Below are 20,232 nucleotides of genomic sequence, written 5' to 3'. Positions count from 1 at the left end.
GTCAAGAACTTTGCCTTTGCAAATCATTCCTATTTCTAACGGGGCTCACATGCACTTTCCAGCATTCAATCCGACCCATGCCCGCAGCGTCCTGGCGCTCGCCATTTGCCTGGCGTGCAGCCACGCGGTTGCCGTGGAACCGGCGGGCCAGCTGGCCACTCGCGAAGCGGCGGACACCCGCAGTTTTGCCATCGCCGGCCAGTCGCTGGTCAATGCCCTGGATCAATTGAGTGTGCAGAGCGGGCTGCAAATTGCCTACACGGCTGACCTGGCCCAGGGCGTCGAATCGCCCGGTGTCAACGGCCGCATGACCGCCCTGGAGGCGCTGGCCCAACTGCTCGAAGGCACGCCGCTGAGCTTCGAGCGAAACGGTCCCAACGCGGTGATGCTAACCCGCACCGAACAGCCCGGCGCAGCCTTGCAACTGGGCACCACCACGGTGATCAGCAACCAACTGGGCACCGTCACCGAAGGGACCGGTTCCTACACACCTGGGACCATCGCCACGGCCACGCGCCTGGTGCTCACACCCCGTGAAACGCCGCAGTCCATCAGCGTCGTCACGCGCCAGCACATGGACGACTTCGCCCTCGACAGCGTCGACGACGTGATGCGCCACACGCCCGGCATTACCGTCTCGGCCTACGACACCGACCGCAGCAACTACTACTCGCGCGGTTTCTCGATCAACAATTTCCAATACGACGGCATCCCCTCGGCCGTGCGCAACGTGGCCTATTCGGCGGGCAACACCCTGAGCGACATGGCTATCTATGACCGCGTCGAAGTGCTCAAAGGCGCCTCCGGCCTGCTCAGCGGCGCCGGCTCCCTGGGCGGCACCATCAACCTGGTGCGCAAGAAGCCCACGGCGGAGTTTCTCGGCCACATCACCACGGCAGCCGGCACATGGGACAACTACCGCACGGAAGTGGACGTCAGCGGCCCGCTGACCGAAACCGGCAATGTGCGCGGGCGTGCCGTGGCGGCGTATCAGGACAGCAAGTCGTGGATCGACCGTTACTCGAACAAAAGCTCGGTGTTCTACGGCATCCTTGAATTCGACCTGTCGCCCGATACCCTGCTCACCGTCGGCGCGGACTATCAGGACAACAAACCCAAAGGCTCGACCTGGTCCGGCAGTTTCCCGCTGTTCAACTATTCGGGTGCGCTCAACGATGCCAAGCGGTCTTTCAGCAATGCCACCGACTGGAGCAGTTGGCAGCAATACACCCGCACGGTGTTCGCGAACCTGGAGCACGACCTCGGCGACGGCTGGGTGACCAAGCTGCAACTGGACCACAAGCTCAACGGCTACGATGCCCAGCTGGGCGCGATCCAGTTCTACCAGCCGGCAGCGGACGGTACTGCAGACATCAACGCGCAGCGCTACAAAGGCGAGACCACCAGCGATTCAGCCGACCTGTACCTCAGCGGCCCGTTCAACTTCCTCGGCCGCGAACATGACCTGGTGGTGGGCGGCTCGATCAGCACCGCCCATTGGAAGGGCAAGGGCTACTGGGATGAAACCTTCCCCACGGCCAACCTCGTCGACTACTTCAACTGGCACGGCAACCTGGCCAAGCCCGACTGGGGCGTGGCCTCGCAAGTCATCGACGACACCATCCGCCAGACCGGCATGTACGTCACCACCCGCTGGAACCTCACCGATGACCTGAAACTGTTGCTGGGCGGTCGCGTGGTCGACTACACCCTGACCGGCAGCACCGACACCTACCGTGAAACCGGTCGTTTCATTCCCTATGCCGGGGCCATTTATGACCTCACGGAAAACCTGTCAGCCTATGTCAGCTACACCGATGTGTTCATGCCCCAGGAAAGCTACAACCTCGACCGCGACCGCAAGCTGATCGACCCGGACGAAGGCGAGAACTACGAAGTGGGCCTCAAGGGCGAGTTCCTTGACGGTCGCATGAACGCCAGCCTGGCGTACTTCGAAGTCAAGGAAAGCAACCGCTCCCTCCCCGACGACGCTTACAACAACCAGACGCCAACCCCGTCCAACTTTGCCTTCAAGAGCACCGACGCGACGACCAAGGGCTATGAGTTGGAACTGTCCGGCGAAATCGCCCCCGGCTGGCAGTTGCAAGGTGGCTACACTCACAAAGTGGTGCGCGACGATGCCGGCAAAAAAATCTCGACCTTCGAACCCGAAGACCAGGTGAGCATGTACACGATCTACAAGCTCAAGGGCGAGTTGGACAAAGTCAGCGTCGGCGGTGGCCTGCGCTGGCAGAACACGGTGTGGCAGGACATCTACAACAGCCCCAAGGGCACTACCGATGAATTCTCCCAGGAGTCCTATTGGGTGGTGGATTTGATGACGCGCTACCAATTCACCAAAAACCTGTCGACCACGCTGAACCTGAACAACGTGTTCGATAAGCACTACTACACCAACGTGGGTTTCTATAACTCCGCCATCTACGGCGCGCCGCGTCACTTCATGCTGACCACACGCTGGGATTTCTGATGACCTGGCCACACGGCCTATTCCAAGGCAGGCCGCTTTTGACGCCCTGCTTTGCCACTGTTAGTGTCCAGCCTCCCACCACACGGAGTGCTTCACGGTGAAACTGGACATCTACCAAGTCGACGCCTTCAGCCAACATCCTTTCGGCGGCAACCCGGCAGCCGTGTGCCCGCTCACCGAGTGGCTACCTGACGATCAACTGCAAAGTATCGCCGCCGAAAACAACCTCTCCGAAACCGCCTACTTCGTGCCCCGTGATGGGTTCTACGAGTTGCGCTGGTTTACCCCCGAAGTCGAGGTGGACCTGTGTGGCCATGCCACGCTGGCGGCGGCGTGGGTGCTGATTAATCAGTTGCCCGATGCACCCGAAGTGCTGCGCTTTTCCACCCGCAGCGGCGAGCTGCGGGTGACACGCGATGGCGATGAGTTGGCGATGGATTTCCCGGCCAAGACGCCGCAGCTCTGTGAGCCGCCAGCCGGCATGTTGAGTGCCCTGGGGATCGAGCACGCCGAAGTATTCAGCACCGATGACTACATCGTGCTGGTGGCCAACGAAGCCCAGGTCGCTGCGCTGACGCCGGATTTCGCACGGCTCAAGGGCCTGCCTAAACGCGGGATCGCAGTAACCACCCAAGGCACGCAGTTCGATTTTATTTCGCGCTGGTTCGGGCCGAACGTGGGCGTCAATGAAGACCCGGTCACGGGTTCTGCGCACACCTCGCTCGCGCCGTTCTGGGCTGCACGCCTGGGGAAAACAACACTGACGGCGGAACAAGGCGGTAAACGCAAAGGCCAATTGCGCTGCGCGCTCAAAGGCGACCGAGTGATCATTTCCGGCAAGGCCGTGTTGTACATGCAAGGCACGATCTACCTGTAATCGGCAGCAACCAGGGACAACAGATCATTCTCAAAATGAACGGAGTTCAGCACGTGTTTTCGATTTCCCGCCGTCAGTTGTCGGTTATTGCCGCAGCCCTGGCCCTTGTGGCCTGCCACACCCCGGTCAACGAACAACCACCGGCACCGGAGCTGGGCTCGGGCTATCGCACCGACCTGAGCACGCAGCACGCGCAACGGCATATGGCCGCCGCCGCCAACCCGCTGGCCGCCGAAGCCGGCCGCGCGATGTTGCGCCAAGGCGGTTCGGCGATTGATGCCGCCATCGCCATGCAGGCGGTGTTGACCCTGGTGGAACCGCAATCCTCCGGCATCGGCGGCGGTGCGTTCATCATGCTGTGGGATGGGGAAAAGGTGCGCGCCTATGACGGCCGCGAAACGGCACCGGCCGGGGCGACGCAGCGGTTGTTCCTCAATGCCGACGGCACACCCATGGCCTTTACCGACGCGCAGATCGGCGGGCGCTCGGTGGGCACGCCCGGTGTGTTGCGGGCCTTGGAAATGGCCCATAAGAAGAGCGGCCACCTGCAATGGGCCAAGCTGTTTGAACCGGCGATCCGCTTGTCTGAGCAAGGCTTCGCGATTTCACCACGCTTGCACAGCCTGATCGCAGCAGACCGCTTTATTGCGCAATCGCCAGAGATGGCCGCCTACTTTCTGAATGCCGATGGCACGCCCAAAGCCGCGGGTACGCTGCTGAAAAACCCGGCGCTGGCCGCCGTGTTCAGGCGCATCGCCACAGAGGGTCCGGACGCGTTGTACCGCGGGCCGATTGCCTATGAGATCGCACGCAAAGTACAGGGCAATCGCAACCCGGGCAGCCTGTCCCAGACCGACCTCAAGGCTTACGCGGCCAAGGAGCGTGAACCGCTGTGCACCGATTACAAACGCTGGAAAATCTGTGGCATGCCGCCGCCGTCGTCAGGTGGGATTGCGGTCGCGCAGATCCTCGGAACGTTGCAGGCCCTGGAAGCCCGCGATCCGCGTCTGGCTATTGCACCGATGACACCGATCAAGAGCGCCTCGCCTGCCGGGCTTGAGCCAATGCCCGAGGCCGTGCACCTGATCGCCGAAGCCGGCCGCCTGGCCTTCGCCGACCGCGCGCTGTATGTGGCTGATGCGGACTTTACGCCGGTGCCGGTGGCTGGCCTGGTCGCGCCGAACTACCTGGCCCAACGCGCCACGTTGATCAGTGAACGCAGCATGGGCATCGCCAAACCGGGCCAGCCTGCGGGCATTCAAGTGGCTTACGCGCCGGACCGTTCGCCGCTGCGCATCTCCACCTCGCAAGTGGTGGCTGTGGATGACTGGGGCGGCGCCGTGTCGATGACCACCACCGTGGAAGCCGCGTTTGGCGCACATGTAATGGTTCAGGGCTTTTTGCTCAACAACCAGATGACCGACTTCTCGTTCATCCCCGAAGAAAACGGCCAGCCCGTCGCCAACCGCGTGCAACCCGGCAAACGCCCGCGTTCGGCCATGGCGCCGACGCTGGTATTCGACCGCAAGAGCGGTGAGCTGCTGGCCACGGTAGGTTCACCGGGCGGCTCACAAATCATCGAATACGTGAGCAAATCCCTGGTGGCCATGCTCGACTGGAACCTCGATCCACAGGCCGCCATCAGCCTGCCCAACTTCGGCAGCCGCAACGGCGCTACCGAGTTGGAGGCCGGTTTGTTCAGCCCTGGCGTGAAGCAGACGCTGAAGGACAAAGGCCATGCGCTGAGCGAGATCGAGATGACCAGCGGCGTGCAGGCGATTGTTCGCACGCGGGATGCTCAGGGCAAGGTGTCGCTGAGCGGCGGCGCGGATCCTCGGCGTGAAGGCGAAGCCCTGGGGGATTGATGAACACACAGCCTCCCCTGTGGCGAGGCGTGGTAAGTCAGCGGCTGATCTTCAGCCCCTTGCGCCCCGCATGCCGTTCCAGCGCCAGCTCAATCAAGCGGCTTACCAACTCGCTGTAGCTCATGCCCGCCGCCTGCCACAGCTTGGGGTACATGCTGATGCGGGTGAAGCCGGGCAGTGAGTTGATTTCGTTGATCAGCACTTCGCCGTCTGCCGTAAGAAACACGTCAACGCGCGCCAGGCCTGAGCAGCCCAACACCTCAAACGCTTCAATGGCCAGTTGACGGATCCGCTCGCTGGCCTCGGGGCTGATCGCCGCCGGCACCACCACCTGGGCCGCCTGGTCGTCGATGTATTTGCTGTCGTAGGAATAGAAACCGCTGCTCACCACAATCTCGCCGCAACCGCTGGCGATGGGGTGCTCATTGCCGAGCACGGCACATTCGATTTCACGGCCTTGCACGGCCGATTCGACCAGCACTTTTTCATCGAAACCCAAGGCCAGGTCAACCGCCGCGTGGTACTCGGCTTCATTCGCCACTTTGCTCACGCCCACCGACGAACCCTGGTTGGCCGGTTTGACGAACATCGGCAGGCCGAGTTTATTCAGCGCAGTGTCGAAGGAAGTACGCGCAGCGTTGCTGCGGGTCAGGGTAATGAACGGCGTCACCGCAATGCCGGCGTCGCGCAGCAGGCGCTTGCTGATGTCCTTGTCCATGCACACCGCCGAACCGAGCACGTCGGAGCCGACGAAAGGCAGGTCAGCCATGCGCAGCAGGCCTTGCAGGCAGCCATCCTCGCCGAGGGTGCCGTGGACGATGGGGAAGATCACATCAATGTGTGCCAACAGGCCGCTGCCAGAGGTTTCCACCACTTGCTGGCTGGCTTTGCCGGGCACCACCGCCAGTTCGCGGTTGGATTGGTTGAGGGCGATGAGCGCCGGGTTTTCCTGGTTGATCAGGAAGTTCGAGGTGTCGTTGAGGTGCCAATGGCCAGCCTTGTCGATGCCGATCAGGACGGGCTCGAAGCGCGAACGGTCCAGCGCGTCAACGATATTGCGCGCCGACTGCAATGACACTTCGTGTTCAGCCGAACGGCCCCCAAAAATAATACCGACCCGCAGCTTGCTCATGACCCGACCTCACAAATAAACGTCAGGCTTCTTACCACGGGCCGTCAGCGATTTGCTACAAGATCTGCGCCGAACAACACGTAGCAACCGCCGGCAAAACGATCGAGCCAGTTGCGTGAGCGACTGTAGAGACTGGCCATATGCGCACTGGAAAACACCAGCGCCACGCAGGAATACCAACTGAACGACAGGGTAGCCATGAGGGTCACCAGCATAGGCCGCCCCCACCGCCCGCACAATCGTACAAGACCCCGGCAGACAGGCGATGCAGACTGGGTTAACGTAATTCCCTCTCTTTTTGTGACAAGCCACCATGGGCAAACCGACCCCCACCTTCGACTGGCTGCACCGCGCCCCGCACGCCAGCGGCCTGGACCGTATCGAGGCGTACTTTGCGGGCTTCGCGTTCGATCCCCATCGCCATGACACCTACGCCATCGGGCGTACCTTGTCTGGGGTGCAGAGCTTTCACTATCGCGGCGACATGATCCACAGCCTGCCCGGCACGACCATGGTGCTCCATCCCGATGAGACCCACGACGGCCACGCCGGCAGCGACGAGGGCTTCAAGTACCGGATGATTTACGTGGAGCCGTCGCTGATCCAGCAGATTCTCGGCGGCAAGCCGCTGCCGTTTATCCCCAGTGGTTTATCCACTGACCCCAGGCTGTTCCGCGCCAGCGAAGTGCTGCTGCAGAACCTCGATCACCCGATTGATCCACTGCAGGAACAGGACGCGATGTTCGACCTGGCCCACGCGCTCAGCACTGCCGCCGGGGCCATCATCAGCCGCAAGACCTTCGATTACGTGGCCGCCGAACGCGCCCGGGAATTTATCCACAGCGCCCTGGGCCGCAGCATCACCCTGGATGAAATGGCCGAGCACGCCGGCCGTGACCGCTGGGCGTTGTCGCGGGATTTTCGTGTGCTGTTCGGCACCAGCCCCTATCGCTACCTGACCATGCGCCGCCTGGATCTGGTGCGCAGCCTGCTGGCCCAAGGGCGTTCATTGGTCGATGCAGCCTTGACCGCCGGATTCACCGACCAGAGTCACATGACCCGGCAGTTTCGCAGCACCTACGGCATGCCGCCGTCGCGCTGGGTGAAGATGCTGGGGCGCTGAGTCAGCGACTTGAGATCGGCTCTTCAAACGAAAAAACCTACGACACCTCAGCATCAGCCCTACGGGTCAGGTCGATAGCTGGTTTGCGAATTGCCCTACGGCGCTGACCACCTTCTGGGCGCCGTCCTGGATTTCCACGATCACCGTACCCGCCTCCGCTGCCAGGGCCAGGCCCTGCTCGGCTTGCAGGCGGCCGTCGGTCATCAGCGCCACCGCGTCGCGGGCCATGTCCTGGTTCTGACGCACCACGCCGACAATTTCTTCGGTGGCTTTGCTGGTACGTGACGCCAGTTGGCGCACCTCATCAGCCACCACCGCAAAACCGCGGCCCTGCTCGCCGGCACGCGCCGCCTCGATGGCCGCGTTGAGCGCCAGCAAGTTGGTCTGTTCGGCGATGCCACTGATGGTCTTGACGATGGTGCCGATGACTTGGGATTGCGCATTCAGCGCCTCGATACCTTCGCCCGCCTGTTGCATGTGCGTGGCCAGGTCGCGCATCACCTCGACCGCCTGAGTCACCACCGTGGTGCCGCGCTGGGCGCTGCTGTCGGTTTGCAGCGAGGTGCTGTAAGCGATGTTCGCGGCATCGGCCACCGTCTGTTCACGGTTGACCTGATCGGTGATCACCGTGGCGAACTTGACCACTTTGTACAACCGCTCGTTGGCGTCCAGCACGGGGTTGTAGGTGGCTTCCAACCACACCACCTGGCCACGGCTGTCCACACGTTTGAAACGCGATGCGACAAACTCACCGTTGTTCAGTCGCTTCCAGAAGGCCTGGTACTCGTCGCTGTTGTATTCCTGCGGCTCACAGAACATACGGTGATGTTTGCCCTGGATCTGCGCCAGGCTGTACCCCATGCCGGCAAGGAAGCGATCGTTCGCGGTGAGCACATGGCCGCCCAGGTCGAACTCGATCACGGCGGTGGAGCGTACCAGCGCGGTGATCAGGTTTTCATGCTCACGCGACGCTTCGATGGTGCGCGTGAGGTCGCTGGAAAAAATCGAGAAATGCTTGATGCGTCCATCGGAACTGCGCACCGGCTGCACGATGGAGCGAAGCCAGGCTTCCTGGCCATTGCCACGCATCAGCCGCACGGTGCCAGCGAAGTGTTCGCCACGGCGCAGGGCATTGTTGAAGCGCTGCTGGAATTCATCCCGGCGCACATGGGCCGGCACCAAGTCTTCAATAGGGCGCCCTACAATGTTGCTCGACTGGTAGGCCAGTTCCTGCAGGAAATTGGCATTCGCCCATTCCACCCGGCCATCGGCGTCCAGCGTCAGGCACAACATTTCGCTTTCCAGGCTCTCCTTGACCTGCTGCAAGCTGGACAATTCTTCGCGAAGAGCCGACAGCTCCTGCTTCAAACGGGTGTTGAACATTAGGCACCGATGGTCAATTGGAGAGAGTGATCTGACCTGCATCGGCCCTGAGGGGCTTTTCTGAAGCGAACTTCAGTGCCACACCTGACTCTTTTTTTTGACGCTATTAACCGCCGTTATTTCGACACACGCCCATGACTTGATACTCCAGTGTATTGAGGGCGCCGCTGGAGTCTTCATAGGTCATGCGCGACGGCACCGGGTTACAGGCACGGATCGGCGGCGTGACACTAACCACCTTGGCAATGTCCAGATCCATGCCATAGCGATACACCTGTACTTGAGGCGCCGGCTTGCCCTGCTTTTCGGCATAGGCGGCCATGGCCTTTTCATTGCGCTCCATCATCAGGGCAAAGGTGCGATCACCGCCGTTTTCGGCCAGCGCCCCCAATGACAACGTTGCGATCAATACACCCAAGCCAACGCGATAAAAGTTCATGGTTGATTCCTCGACTGAAAGTTCAGTGCCGAGACTAACCAGCGCACCCTGTCATGAGGTTCACCAGAACATTACTTATTTGTTAGATGCCGATGAGTTTCCAGAATTGTAATGTTCAAGCCACCTGATCGTTATCCACGGTTTGCAACTATCAGCCCGGGCCAGATCAATAAGAACGCCCACCTCCATAAGAAGCTGATCACTGCCAATACCGAGGAGCGAAACATGCACATCCGTTATTACAGCCTTCCCCTTTCACTGTGCGCCGCGCTGCCCTTGGCCGCTGTGGCCGTGGAGGACAAGGCCGAAGGGTTTATCGAAGGCAGCAGCATCAATGTGCTCGCACGCAATTTTTACTTCAATCGGGACGACCGCAAGGGCCAGTCCAGCCCAACCGGCAACGGCTATTCCGAGGCCTGGGCCCAGGGGTTGATCGGTAAATTCGAGTCCGGCTTTACCCAAGGCACCGTGGGGTTTGGCCTGGACGCGTTTGCCATGATCGGCGTGAAGCTCGACTCGGGCACCGGTCGCAGCGGCGGCAAAGGCTCGTTCGGGGTCATGCCCGTGGACAGCAACAACCATCCCGAAGACAGCTACAGCAAAGTCGGCGGCGCGGCGAAACTGCGCGTGCTGGACACGGTGGTCAAGGCCGGCGACGTGTTCCCGCTCACACCGGTAGTGGCCTACGGCGATTCGCGCGTATTGCCGGAAAGTTTTCGCGGCGTGACCTTGCAGAACACCAGCCTGGACGGCCTGACCTTGCAGGGCGGGCGCCTGGACGGCATGAGCCAACCCACCCAAAGCGGCATGAACAAAGGCTTCGCAACGTTTTACGCAGGCCCCGTCGACTCGCCCTGGATCGCCTATGGCGGCGGCGATTACCAGCTCAACAAACACCTCAGCCTGAGCCTGTACGGCAGCCGCCTCAAGGACGCGTGGAACCAGTATTACGCAGGCAGCGCCGCCAGTTACCCGCTGAGCGACGACGTCTCGTTGTTCGGCGACATCAACGTCTACAAGGCGGTGGACGAAGGTAAAAAACTGCTCGGTGAATTCGATAACACCATCTGGAGTGCCCGGCTCGGCGCGAAGGTCGGCGCTCACAGCCTCGCCGTGTCCCATCAACGCAACAACGGCGATGACGACTTCGACTACCTGCGCAACTCGGACTCGATCTTCCTCAACAACTCGATCCAGTACAGCGACTTCAACTCGCCCAAGGAACGCTCGTGGATGGTCCGCTATGACCTGGACATGCACGCCTTCGGCATCCCCGGCCTGTCGTTCATGACCCGCTACGCCAAAGGCACCGGCGCCGATTACAGCAACGCCAACGCGGTGTACATGCGCCGCGACGGGGCCGGCGACCCGCTTACCAATCAACGCCGCTGGGAGCGGGATATCGAAGCCAAATACGTGGTGCAAAGTGGCAATTTGAAAGATCTATCCCTCAGGCTGCGCCAGGCCACCGTGCGCTCAAGTGCATTCGAATCAGATCTGGAAGAAGTTCGCGTGATTGTCGAGTATCCGTTGGCCGCGCTTTAGGTGGTCCACTTACATTCACTTGCCAATGCCGTACATCTCTTAACAAGTTGAAGTCTGTCAGAACTGTAATATCGGCCTCACCTTCTCGTTAAGTTGCACTTTTTATACTGCACATCGAACACACTTCATCTCTGCAGCTTTTGTGTAGCTCCTTTGGAACAGAGATGATTTTTTACGCCCCGTTTGGGGCGTTTTTTTTGTGCGCGCATCCAGCGACGAATCGTCGCAGCGGCCTGACCTGCCTTGACCCTAAAGCTACTTCAGGCTTCAGAGTTTTCCTACAGATCCCTCAGCGCCTCTATGAGGCCATCTCCTTTCGTTTCCTTGAAGGTAAATCCCCATGCGTATCCTTGTGGTTGAGGACGAGCAGAAAACCGCCGATTACTTGCAGCAAGGCCTGACCGAAAGCGGTTACGTCGTCGACTGCGCCGCCAGCGGCATCGACGGTCTGCACCTGGCCAGGCAGAACACTTATGAACTGGTGATCCTCGACGTCAACCTGCCCAACACCGATGGCTGGGACGTGCTGGAGCAACTGCGCCGCGAGGGCAACCAGCGCGTGATGATGCTGACCGCGCGCGGACGCCTGGCCGACAAGATCAAGGGCCTGGACATGGGCGCCGACGACTACCTGGTCAAACCCTTCGAATTTCCCGAGTTGCTCGCCCGCGTGCGCACCTTGCTGCGGCGCAGTGAACATATCCCGCTGCCGGACGTGCTGCGCGTCTCGGACCTGGAGTTGGACCCGCGTCGGCATCGTGCCTATCGCGGCAACCGACGCATCGACCTGACCACCAAGGAGTTCGCCCTGTTGCATGTGTTGATGCGCCAGACCGGCGAAGTGATGACGCGCACGCAGATCATTTCCCTGGTGTGGGACATGAACTTCGATTGCGACACCAACGTGGTGGAAGTCTCCATCAGCCGCCTGCGCGGCAAGGTCGATGACCAGAGCGAGGTCAAGCTGATCCACACCATTCGCGGCGTGGGTTATGTGCTGGAAGCGCGCCAATGAAGACCAGCAGCCTGTCGATGCGCCTGGGCCTGACGGTCAGCCTGATGGGCGCAGGGCTGGTGGTGCTGCTCGCGACCCTCGCCTACCTGGCCCTGACCCACGAGCTGGAAAACCTCGCGCGCAAGGGCCTGGAAAACAAAATGGAGCAGTTGGAACACAGCCTGCGCCAGGACCTCAAACCCCACGACATCGCCGCCCGCCCCCATTCGTTGCTGGACCTGGTGATGGGCCACGACAATATTTACCTGACCATCACCGGCACCCAGCCTGACGCGCCGGTGCTGCTCAGCGTGGGGGCCAAACCCCAGCAGCCGTTGTTGCTCGACGCACCCGCCGGCAAAAACCTGGCCTACGTGAATTGGGTGGACGGCCGCGACAATCGCATCCTCACTGCCACCCACGTGATGCCCCTGCGCGGTGGCGACTATGTGCGTGTATTGCTGTCGCTGGACCGCTCCGACGATGAAGCGTTGCTCAGCGCCTACCTGCGCTCCACCGTGATCGCCGTGCCGTTGCTGTTGATCCTGATCGGCATGGGCGCCTGGTGGCTGGTGCAGCGCGGCTTGGCACCGTTGAAGCAGTTCAGCCATGTGGCCGCCCAGGTCACCACTCAGGACCTGACCCATCGCTTGTCCGTGGATAACCTGCCCAAGGAACTGGGCGAGTTGGCCCAGGGTTTCAACGTGATGCTCAATCGCCTGGATGCCGGCGTACAGCAGCTGTCGCAATTCTCCGACGACCTGGCCCACGAACTGCGTGCGCCGTTGACCAACCTGATGGGCAAGGCCCAGGTGACGCTGTCTCGCGAGCGGCCTTCGGCAGACTACAAGGCCGGGCTGGAGTCCTGCACCGAGGAAATGGAACGCCTGTCGCGCATCGTTTCCGACATGCTGTTTCTGGCCCAGGTCAGCCACCCGGCGGCACGCGCCGAGTTTGGGGCAGTATCGCTGGGTGACGAAGCGCAGCGGGTGATTGAACTGTTCGCCCTGAGTGCCGAGGACAAGCAAGTCACCCTGAGCCTGCGCGGCGACGCCTGGGTGACCGGGGATCGCCTGATGATCCAGCGCGCCATCTCCAACCTGCTGTCCAACGCGATTCGGCATACACCGAGCGGCGCCAGTGTGTTGCTGCTGGTGGAAACCTACGACCAGAGCGTCGCGCTGTCGGTGGGCAACCCCGGTCGCGGCATCGAAGCGCACCATTTGCCGCACCTGTTCGAACGCTTCTACCGCGCCGACAGCAGCCGCACCCGCGCCGAAGGCGGCACGGGCCTGGGGCTGGCCATCGTGCAATCGATCATGCATTTGCATCAGGGCCACGCCGACGTCAGCAGCCAGCCCGGCGTTTTTACACGGTTCAGCCTGGTGTTTCCGCTTCCCTGACAGTTGTGGTGAGCCCGCTCACCACAAAAAAATACACCCTAAGCGCCTTAAGCACCTTGAGCACCTTAAGCCGTGCCCTCTTCCTTGCGATGCGCCCACTGGTACAACGCCGGCAACACCAGCAAGGTCAGCAACGTCGAGGAGATAATCCCGCCGATCACCACGGTTGCCAGCGGCCTTTGCACCTCAGCCCCAGTGCCGGTGGCCAACGCCATGGGGATAAACCCGAGGGACGCTACCAACGCGGTCATCAACACGGGGCGCAGTCGGGTCAGCGCACCCTCGGTGGTCGCCACCGACAACGAACGCCCTTCCTCGCGCAGGTTGCGGATGAAGGCAATCATCACCAGACCGTTGAGCACCGCCACACCGGACAACGCGATAAAGCCCACTCCCGCCGAGATCGACAGCGGAATATCCCTGAGCCACAAGGCCATGATCCCACCGGTCAACGCGAACGGAATCCCGGTAAACACCAACAGCCCATCCTTGAGGTTGTTGAACATCATGAACAGCAAGCCGAACACCAGCAGCAGCGCCACCGGCACCACGATGCGCAAGCGCTCGGAGGCTTCCTTGAGCTGTTCGAACTGGCCGCCCCAGGACGTCCAGTAGCCCGCCGGTACTTTCACTTGGCCGGTGATCGCTGCTTCGGCCTCTGCCACGAACGAGCCAATATCGCGCCCGCGCACGTTGGCGCTGACGATCACCAGGCGCTTGCCGTTCTCGCGGCTGATCTGGTTCGGGCCGAGCGCCAGGTCCAGGCTGGCAACCTGGGACAAGGCAATAAAACCCAATTGCCCGGAGGCCTGCGCCGGCACCGGAATCAGCAACCGTGACAGGCCGTCGATATCGGTGCGCAGCGCGTCGGACAAACGCACGACCATGTCGAAACGGCGGTCGCCTTCATACAACGTACCGGCCTGGCGCCCACCGACGGCCACCGCGAGGGTGTCCTGCACATCGCCGACATTCAGGCCAAAACGCGCCGCCTTGTCGCGGTCGATATTGATGGTCAGCACCGGCAAACCGGCGGTCTGTTCCACCTTCACTTCTGAGGCGCCATCGAGCTTCTGCAAGGTCTCGGCGATTTCCCCGGCAGTCCTGTTCAGCACCGCCATGTCATCGCCAAACACCTTCACCGCCACGTCACTGCGTACCCCGGAAATCAGCTCGTTGAAGCGCAGTTGGATCGGCTGCGACAGCTCATACGCACTGCCTGGCACGATCGCACTGGCGCGTTGGATATCGGCGATCAGCGCCTCGCGGGATTTTTTCGGATCGGGCCATTGGTCCTTCGGCTTGAGCATCACGTAGCTGTCGGAAATATTCGGCGGCATCGGGTCGGAGGCAATTTCTGCGGTGCCGGTGCGGGCAAATACTCGCTCGATTTCCGGCACCTGGGCCATCAACACCTTCTCAAGCTGCTGCTGCATCTGCACCGATTGCGTGAGGCTGGTGCCAGGCACGCGCAGGGCCTGTTGGGCGAAGTCGCCTTCGCTGAGGCTGGGGATGAATTCACTGCCCATGCGGCTGGCCACCGCACCCGAAGCGACGATGCTCAACAGTGCCAGACCGAACACCAGCGCACGTCGCGTCATCACCCAGTCCAGCACCGGCGCGTACACCCGGCGTGCGCTGCGCATCACCAGGTTCTCCTCTTCCTTGACCTTGCCGGTAACAAACAGCGCAATCGCCGCCGGTACGAAGGTCACCGACAGAATCATCGCGCCGAGCAAGGCGATCACCACGGTGAAGGCCATGGGGTGGAACATCTTCCCGGCCACACCGGTGAGGGCGAAGATCGGCAGGTAGACGACCATGATGATCAACTGCCCGAAGATCAGCGCACGCCGCGCTTCCTTGGCGGCGGCAAACACTTCGTGCAGGCGCTCGCTGCGGGTCAACAGACGGCCATGGCGCTGTTGCGCATGGGCCAGGCGGCGGATGGCGTTCTCGACGATCACCACCGCGCCGTCGACGATGATGCCGAAATCCAGCGCGCCGAGGCTCATCAGGTTGGCGCTGACTTTGTGGGTGAACATGCCGGTGAAGGTGAACAGCATCGCCAGGGGAATCACCATTGCGGTGATCAACGCCGCGCGGATATTGCCCAGGAACAGAAACAGCACCGCGACCACCAACAGCGCGCCTTCAAAAAGGTTTTTCTTGACGGTGGCGATGGCTTTTTCGACCAGGTTGGTGCGGTCGTAAACGGTGACGGCCACCACGCCTTCGGGCAGCGAACGGTTGATCTCTTCAAGTTTTTTCGCCACGGCCTGGGACACGCTGCGGCTGTTTTCACCGATCAACATGAACACGGTGCCCAGTACCACTTCACGGCCGTTTTCCGTAGCGGCGCCGGTGCGCAGCTCGCGTCCGATGTCGACCTGGGCCACGTTGCGCACACGAATTGGCGTGCCGTCCGCAGAGGTGATGACGATGTTGGCGATGTCATCGATGGACGCCAATTGCCCCGGTGCGCGGATCAGCAATTGCTCGCCACTGCGCTCGATATAACCGGCGCCGACGTTGGCGTTGTTGCGTTCCAGCGCGGTGACCAGATCGCTCAAGGTCAGGTTGTAGGCCGCCAGGCGCTTGGGATCAGGGGCAATCTGGTATTCCTTGGCAAAGCCGCCAATGGTGTTGATCTCGGCCACGCCCGGCACGTTGCGCAGTTGCGGCTTGATGATCCAGTCCTGAATCACGCGCAAGTCTGTCGGCGTGTAAGGCGTGCCGTCATCCTTGAGCGCACCGTCGTTGGCTTCCACGGTCCACAGGAAAATTTCCCCGAGCCCGGTGGAGATCGGCCCCATCGCCGTTTCGATGCCGCTGGGCAATTGCTCGCGGGCCACTTGCAGGCGCTCATTGACCAGTTGTCGGGCAAAGAACAGGTCGGTGCCGTCCTTGAAAATCACCGTGACCTGGGACAACCCGGAGCGCGACAGCGAACGCGTCTGCTGCAAGCCCGGCAACCCGGCCATGGCCGTTTCAATGGGAAAGGTGATGCGTTGTTCGGTTTCCAACGGCGAAAACCCGGCCGCTGCGGAGTTGATCTGCACCTGTACGTTGGTGATGTCGGGCACCGCGTCGATGGGCAATTTCTGATAGCTGGCGATGCCGACACCGGCCATCAACAGCACCGCCAGCAGCACGATGATGCGCTGCTCGATGGCGAATTGGATAAGGCGCTCAAACATGGGGAATCACTCGCAGGATCAATGGGCGTGCTCGGCCGAGCCTTTGCCCAGTTCGGACTTGAGGATGAAGCTGCCGACCGTGGCCACTTGCTCGCCGGCGGCCAGCCCCTGGCGCACTTCGACGTAGCCGTTCTCACTGACGCCCAGCTCAAGGTGACGGGTGATAAAACCGTCTGGCGTGCGCACGAATACCGAGGGCTTGTCCTCGACCGTCTGGATCGCTTCCTGAGGGATGGTGACCTTGGCCTGGGCGGTGTCCGTGGCCAGTTGCACGGTGACAAACAACCCTGGGCGCCAGGCGTCGTCCGGGTTGGGCACGCTCACGCGCACGGTGGCGGTGCGCGTCTGTTCGCCGAGCAGGCTGCCGACGTAGGCCACGGTGCCGCGCACGTCGGTGCCCAGTTCCGTGGAGCTGACGGTCACCGGTTTGCCGATGCGTACCTTGTTCAAGTCCTTGGGGAATACGCCGAAGGTGACCCACACCTGGGACAGGTCCGAGAGGGTAAAGGCGTTACTGGTTTCGCTGACGACCTCGCCAACCCCCAGGTGCTTTTCCACCACGACACCGGCGAATGGCGCACGCAGTTCGTAGCGATTGCCGCCGACCAATACGGCACTGCCACTCAGGGCGGTCATCTTCTGGCGGGCATTGTCGAGGGCGATTTCGGCCTCTTGCAGGGCCTGGCGCGCCAGCAGGTAATCCTGCTCGGCGGAGATCTTGTCCTGCCATAACTGGCGTTCGCGCTGGAAGGTGGTGCGCGCCAGTTCGACCCGGCGCTCGCTGGCGGCCAACTCGCTGCGCTGATCGGAAATCTGCTGGCTGGCGATCACCGCCAGCAGTTCGCCCTTCTTCACCGACTGACCGAGATTGACCTTCACCGACTCAACCACCCCGGCGGCACGCGGGACGATGTGGGAGGTGCGATCTTCGTCAAAACGTACCTCTCCCGGCAGCGTCAGCAAGGTGCTGATGGGCCGTGGTCGGGCCTGGGCGAGTTGAATGCCGGCGGCCTCGATTTGCTGCACGGTGAGTTCGAGCGCACCTTCTTCTTCCTCGGCATTGGCCAGGCTGGACAGCATCAGGCCCAAGGCGACGGCAAGCGCCACGCCGTGTTTTCTATTCATAGGGGACTCCAGGAAAAATCAGAAGCGGGCGAGGTCGCCGTAAATCCGTTCGATGCGCAGCCAGGCGTCGGTGGCCTGGGCCGTGGCCGTGAGGTATTGGGTGCGCGCCGCGATCAGGGTGCGCTGGGCGTCGAGCACGTCGAGGAAGTTGAACTTGCCCATCTCGAAGCCACGGGTGGCGGCATCCACCGCACTTTGAGCGGCGGGCAGGATCTGCTGGTTGAGCGCGCGCACCTCCGTATTAGCGGCTTGCCACAGGTCAAGGGCCTGGCGGGTTTCGGTGCGCAGGCGCAGCTCAGCGGCATTGCGCAGGTCACGGGCCTGGTCGGCACGGCGGGTGGCGGCGAGCACGTTGCCCTGGTTGCGGTTGAACAGCGGGAGCGGCATCGACACGCCCACCAGGTTCACGCGCTCGCGCACACTGGCGTCGTATTGGCTGCCGATGGACACGTCGAGGTCGGGAATGCGCTGGGTTTTTTCCAGGCTCACACTGGCCTCGCTTTGCTGAATGTGCAGTTCGGCCAGACGCAGCTCAGCGGTCTGCTCAAGGCGTGCCAGCAACTGTGCGGCTGGCGGCAGGGCCGGTGTGGATTGGCTTGGCGTGGCGACAGCGTCAAAGTCGGCGGCGGCGTTACCAGTGCTGGCGGCCAGCCGGCGATACGCGTCAGTGAGGCCGATCTGTGCGCGGTTGAGTTCCAGGCGGATTTGCGACAACTGCACCTGGGCACGGGTGGCTTCCACCGGTGATGTCTTGCCGGCGCTGACGCGGCCGTTGGCGACCACCAGACCGCGTTCGGCCAGGGCCAGTGAACGTTGCGCCAAGTCGAGGCGTTCCTGGGCGCGAAGGGCCGCGTAATAGCTGTCGATCACCTCGGTGCGCAGGGTGTTGCGGCGCTGTTCCAGGGTCAGCGCGGCGGCGTCCTGGGCGCGGCTGGCGACATCGATGCGCGCCCCACGCTTACCGCCCAGCTCCAGGGCTTGGCTGAGTTTGACGGTGGTGGTGCGAGAGTCGCGGCGAGTGTCTTCGGCGTCCCAGGACACGACCGGATTGGGGATCAACCCAGCCTGTTGGCGACCGCCCGCAGCGATGTCGATTTCCCATTGCGCGGCGGCCAGGTCCGGGTTGTTGGCGAAGGCGGTTTGCAGGGCGGAATCGAGGGTCAGGGGTTGCGCCAGGGCGGCGTTGGCGGCCGCCCACAGCAGCGTCGCCCCGACCAGTTTTTTAACGGAAATTGCCATAACAAGAGTTCCACGGCCATGAGGTCCAAGCGCAGGCAATGTAGCGCTCGCGACTTATCAGGGCGGTGGAGCAAAGATTACAAAATCGACAGCAAGGGCTCTGGCACTTCCGAGCGGGCCCTCAGGCAGCCAATGTGTGGCGCTTGCCAAACAGCGCCACACTCGTCACGCCCACCGCCCCCATCACCACGCAATACCCCACGCAGATCCACGGGCTGGTAGGCATCAGCGCGATCAGCATCAACGGCGTGGTGCTCGCCCACAGCGCGTAGGCAATGTTGTAGGTAAAGGAAATCCCCGACACCCGCACCTGGGCCGGAAACAGCCCGACCATCACCGACGGCACTGCGCCCACCACGCCGCAGCTCAAGCCCGCCACGGCGTACGCCGCGCCCAGCCACACGCCGCCATTGATCAGGCAGGCGTACAGCAACGCGATGCCCATGGGCAGCAACAGGCTGTAGACCAGCACCGCGCGCCAGGCGCCGATGCGGTCCACCAGCAGGCCGGCGAGGACGCAGCCGATGTTCAGGAACACGATGCCCAATGCGCTCAGGGCGAAGGTGTGACTGGGGCTCATGCCGAAGGTTTTTTGCATCATGGTCGGGGTGATGACCACCAGGACCACCACGGCGGAGGTGAGCACGCAGGTGAGGATCATCGCCGGCAACAAGACGGCGCGGTGGTCACGCAGTACGGTACGCAGCGGCAGTTCAGCGGCGGCCTGGCGGCGGGCCTGCATTTCGAGGAACACCGGGGTTTCGCTGAGCCAGCGACGCAGCCATACGCCGATCACGCCGAACACACCGCCGAGCAGAAACGGAAAACGCCAGGCGTAATCCAGGATTTCGGCCGGGGTGAAAACTTGCGCCAGCAGCGTGGCGGTCAAGGCGCCGAGCAGGTAGCCGAAGGTCAGGCCGGCCTGCAGAAAGCCCAGCGCGTAGCCACGGTGATTGCGCGGCGCGTGCTCGGCGACGAAGGTCCAGGCGCTCGGCACTTCGCCGCCCACCGCCGCACCTTGCAGCACGCGCAGCGCGAGCAGGATCAGCGGGGCGAAATAACCGATTTGCGCATAGGTCGGCATGATCCCGATCAGCAGGCACGGCAACGCCATCATCAGGATGCTGAGGCTGAACACACGCTTGCGCCCCAGGTGGTCGGCAAAGTGCGCCATCAGGATCCCGCCCAGCGGGCGCGCCAGATAGCCGGTGACAAAGATGCCGAAGCTTTGCAGCAGGCGCAGCCACTCGGGCATTTCCGGGGGGAAAAACAGTTGGCTGAGGGTCAGCGCAAAAAACACGAAAATAATGAAATCGTAGATTTCCAGGGCACCGCCCAGGGCGGCCAGGCCCAGGGTTTTGTAGTCGGAGCGGGAAAAACGCTGCGCCTGTGAAGAAAAGGTGGCAGTCATGTTGA

Annotated in this window: 13 protein-coding genes and 3 pseudogenes; 7 read left to right on the top strand and 9 right to left on the bottom strand. The window is 62.1% G+C overall.

Annotated elements, in window-relative coordinates:
• Window positions 1-49: 49 nt before the first annotated feature.
• The 3 genes from NDJ82_RS13610 (at window position 50) to ggt (ending at window position 5,233) form a co-directional block, all read left to right on the top strand.
• The gene (locus tag NDJ82_RS13610; protein WP_250925691.1) at window positions 50-2,491 is read left to right on the top strand and encodes a TonB-dependent siderophore receptor; all 2,442 of its coding nucleotides are present in this window, start codon (window positions 50-52) and stop codon (window positions 2,489-2,491) included.
• Between the two features lie 97 nt (window positions 2,492-2,588).
• Window positions 2,589-3,368 carry a PhzF family phenazine biosynthesis protein gene (locus NDJ82_RS13605; RefSeq protein WP_250925690.1) on the top strand — a complete coding sequence of 260 codons (780 nt, stop codon included), beginning with the start codon at window positions 2,589-2,591 and terminating at the stop codon, window positions 3,366-3,368.
• A 35-nt stretch (window positions 3,369-3,403) separates the two neighbouring features.
• A complete protein-coding gene (ggt, locus tag NDJ82_RS13600) occupies window positions 3,404-5,233 on the top strand; it encodes a gamma-glutamyltransferase (protein WP_250925689.1) in 1,830 nt (609 codons plus the stop codon).
• A 37-nt stretch (window positions 5,234-5,270) separates the two neighbouring features.
• Here the strand turns inward: ggt and ddlA are convergent, their stop codons facing one another.
• Entirely contained in the window at window positions 5,271-6,365 is a 1,095-nt protein-coding gene (gene ddlA, locus NDJ82_RS13595) for a D-alanine--D-alanine ligase (protein ID WP_250925688.1), read from the bottom strand.
• Window positions 6,366-6,409: 44 nt separating this feature from the next.
• Window positions 6,410-6,583: pseudogene (locus tag NDJ82_RS13590) on the bottom strand (lysine transporter LysE); the annotation flags it as partial.
• 95 nt (window positions 6,584-6,678) lie between these two features.
• Here NDJ82_RS13590 and NDJ82_RS13585 point away from each other — a divergent pair.
• Window positions 6,679-7,488 carry an AraC family transcriptional regulator gene (locus NDJ82_RS13585; protein ID WP_112193313.1) on the top strand — a complete coding sequence of 270 codons (810 nt, stop codon included), beginning with the start codon at window positions 6,679-6,681 and terminating at the stop codon, window positions 7,486-7,488.
• A 66-nt stretch (window positions 7,489-7,554) separates the two neighbouring features.
• On the opposite strand, the pseudogene NDJ82_RS27685 reads toward NDJ82_RS13585, so the two are convergent.
• From NDJ82_RS27685 to NDJ82_RS13575, 3 genes and pseudogenes are all read right to left on the bottom strand, one after another.
• Window positions 7,555-7,986: pseudogene (locus NDJ82_RS27685) on the bottom strand (methyl-accepting chemotaxis protein); the annotation flags it as partial.
• A gap of 111 nt (window positions 7,987-8,097) precedes the next feature.
• Window positions 8,098-8,781 (bottom strand): annotated as a pseudogene (locus NDJ82_RS27680) (PAS domain-containing protein); the annotation flags it as partial.
• Window positions 8,782-8,977: 196 nt separating this feature from the next.
• The gene (locus NDJ82_RS13575; RefSeq protein WP_099583914.1) at window positions 8,978-9,310 is read right to left on the bottom strand and encodes a DUF2790 domain-containing protein; all 333 of its coding nucleotides are present in this window, start codon (window positions 9,308-9,310) and stop codon (window positions 8,978-8,980) included.
• Window positions 9,311-9,535: 225 nt separating this feature from the next.
• Here NDJ82_RS13575 and NDJ82_RS13570 point away from each other — a divergent pair, with 225 nt between their 5' ends.
• The 3 genes from NDJ82_RS13570 (at window position 9,536) to NDJ82_RS13560 (ending at window position 13,252) form a co-directional block, all read left to right on the top strand.
• Window positions 9,536-10,855, top strand: coding sequence for an OprD family porin (locus NDJ82_RS13570; RefSeq protein WP_250925686.1), 1,320 nt, complete (start codon window positions 9,536-9,538; stop codon window positions 10,853-10,855).
• Window positions 10,856-11,195: 340 nt separating this feature from the next.
• Window positions 11,196-11,870: a heavy metal response regulator transcription factor gene (locus tag NDJ82_RS13565; RefSeq protein WP_099583913.1), complete on the top strand. Its 675-nt coding sequence runs from the start codon at window positions 11,196-11,198 to the stop codon at window positions 11,868-11,870.
• The gene (locus tag NDJ82_RS13560; RefSeq protein ID WP_099583912.1) at window positions 11,867-13,252 is read left to right on the top strand and encodes a heavy metal sensor histidine kinase; all 1,386 of its coding nucleotides are present in this window, start codon (window positions 11,867-11,869) and stop codon (window positions 13,250-13,252) included. The genes NDJ82_RS13565 and NDJ82_RS13560 overlap by 4 nt, the downstream gene beginning before the upstream one ends.
• 65 nt (window positions 13,253-13,317) lie before the next feature.
• Here the strand turns inward: NDJ82_RS13560 and NDJ82_RS13555 are convergent, their stop codons facing one another.
• The 4 genes from NDJ82_RS13555 to NDJ82_RS13540 all read right to left on the bottom strand — a co-directional run bounded on the left by NDJ82_RS13555 (window position 13,318) and on the right by NDJ82_RS13540 (window position 20,227).
• A complete protein-coding gene (locus NDJ82_RS13555; RefSeq protein ID WP_250925685.1) occupies window positions 13,318-16,452 on the bottom strand; it encodes a CusA/CzcA family heavy metal efflux RND transporter in 3,135 nt (1,044 codons plus the stop codon).
• 18 nt (window positions 16,453-16,470) lie between these two features.
• Window positions 16,471-17,577, bottom strand: coding sequence for an efflux RND transporter periplasmic adaptor subunit (locus NDJ82_RS13550; protein WP_250925684.1), 1,107 nt, complete (start codon window positions 17,575-17,577; stop codon window positions 16,471-16,473).
• A gap of 18 nt (window positions 17,578-17,595) precedes the next feature.
• The gene (locus NDJ82_RS13545; RefSeq protein WP_112193303.1) at window positions 17,596-18,816 is read right to left on the bottom strand and encodes a TolC family protein; all 1,221 of its coding nucleotides are present in this window, start codon (window positions 18,814-18,816) and stop codon (window positions 17,596-17,598) included.
• A 121-nt stretch (window positions 18,817-18,937) separates the two neighbouring features.
• A complete protein-coding gene (locus NDJ82_RS13540; RefSeq protein ID WP_250925683.1) occupies window positions 18,938-20,227 on the bottom strand; it encodes an MFS transporter in 1,290 nt (429 codons plus the stop codon).
• Between the last annotated feature and the right edge of the window lie 5 nt (window positions 20,228-20,232).

This window comes from Pseudomonas sp. SR18 (assembly GCF_023701505.1).
GTDB lineage: Bacteria > Pseudomonadota > Gammaproteobacteria > Pseudomonadales > Pseudomonadaceae > Aquipseudomonas > Aquipseudomonas cyclaminis.
The sequence above is the reverse complement of the archived record's forward strand: the minus strand, read 5'-3'. Positions and strand labels throughout refer to the sequence as shown.

What these genes read in the sequence shown, in the direction of transcription:
- NDJ82_RS13610 (WP_250925691.1), top strand. Translation starts at nt 50, where the DNA reads ATGCACTTTCCAGCATTCAATCCGACCCATGCCCGCAGCGTCCTGGCG.
- ggt (WP_250925689.1), top strand. Translation starts at nt 3,404, where the DNA reads ATGAACGGAGTTCAGCACGTGTTTTCGATTTCCCGCCGTCAGTTGTCG.
- ddlA (WP_250925688.1), bottom strand. Translation starts at nt 6,365, where the DNA reads ATGAGCAAGCTGCGGGTCGGTATTATTTTTGGGGGCCGTTCGGCTGAA.
- NDJ82_RS13585 (WP_112193313.1), top strand. Translation starts at nt 6,679, where the DNA reads ATGGGCAAACCGACCCCCACCTTCGACTGGCTGCACCGCGCCCCGCAC.
- NDJ82_RS13575 (WP_099583914.1), bottom strand. Translation starts at nt 9,310, where the DNA reads ATGAACTTTTATCGCGTTGGCTTGGGTGTATTGATCGCAACGTTGTCA.
- NDJ82_RS13570 (WP_250925686.1), top strand. Translation starts at nt 9,536, where the DNA reads ATGCACATCCGTTATTACAGCCTTCCCCTTTCACTGTGCGCCGCGCTG.
- NDJ82_RS13565 (WP_099583913.1), top strand. Translation starts at nt 11,196, where the DNA reads ATGCGTATCCTTGTGGTTGAGGACGAGCAGAAAACCGCCGATTACTTG.
- NDJ82_RS13560 (WP_099583912.1), top strand. Translation starts at nt 11,867, where the DNA reads ATGAAGACCAGCAGCCTGTCGATGCGCCTGGGCCTGACGGTCAGCCTG.
- NDJ82_RS13555 (WP_250925685.1), bottom strand. Translation starts at nt 16,452, where the DNA reads ATGTTTGAGCGCCTTATCCAATTCGCCATCGAGCAGCGCATCATCGTG.
- NDJ82_RS13550 (WP_250925684.1), bottom strand. Translation starts at nt 17,577, where the DNA reads ATGAATAGAAAACACGGCGTGGCGCTTGCCGTCGCCTTGGGCCTGATG.
- NDJ82_RS13545 (WP_112193303.1), bottom strand. Translation starts at nt 18,816, where the DNA reads ATGGCAATTTCCGTTAAAAAACTGGTCGGGGCGACGCTGCTGTGGGCG.
- NDJ82_RS13540 (WP_250925683.1), bottom strand. Translation starts at nt 20,227, where the DNA reads ATGACTGCCACCTTTTCTTCACAGGCGCAGCGTTTTTCCCGCTCCGAC.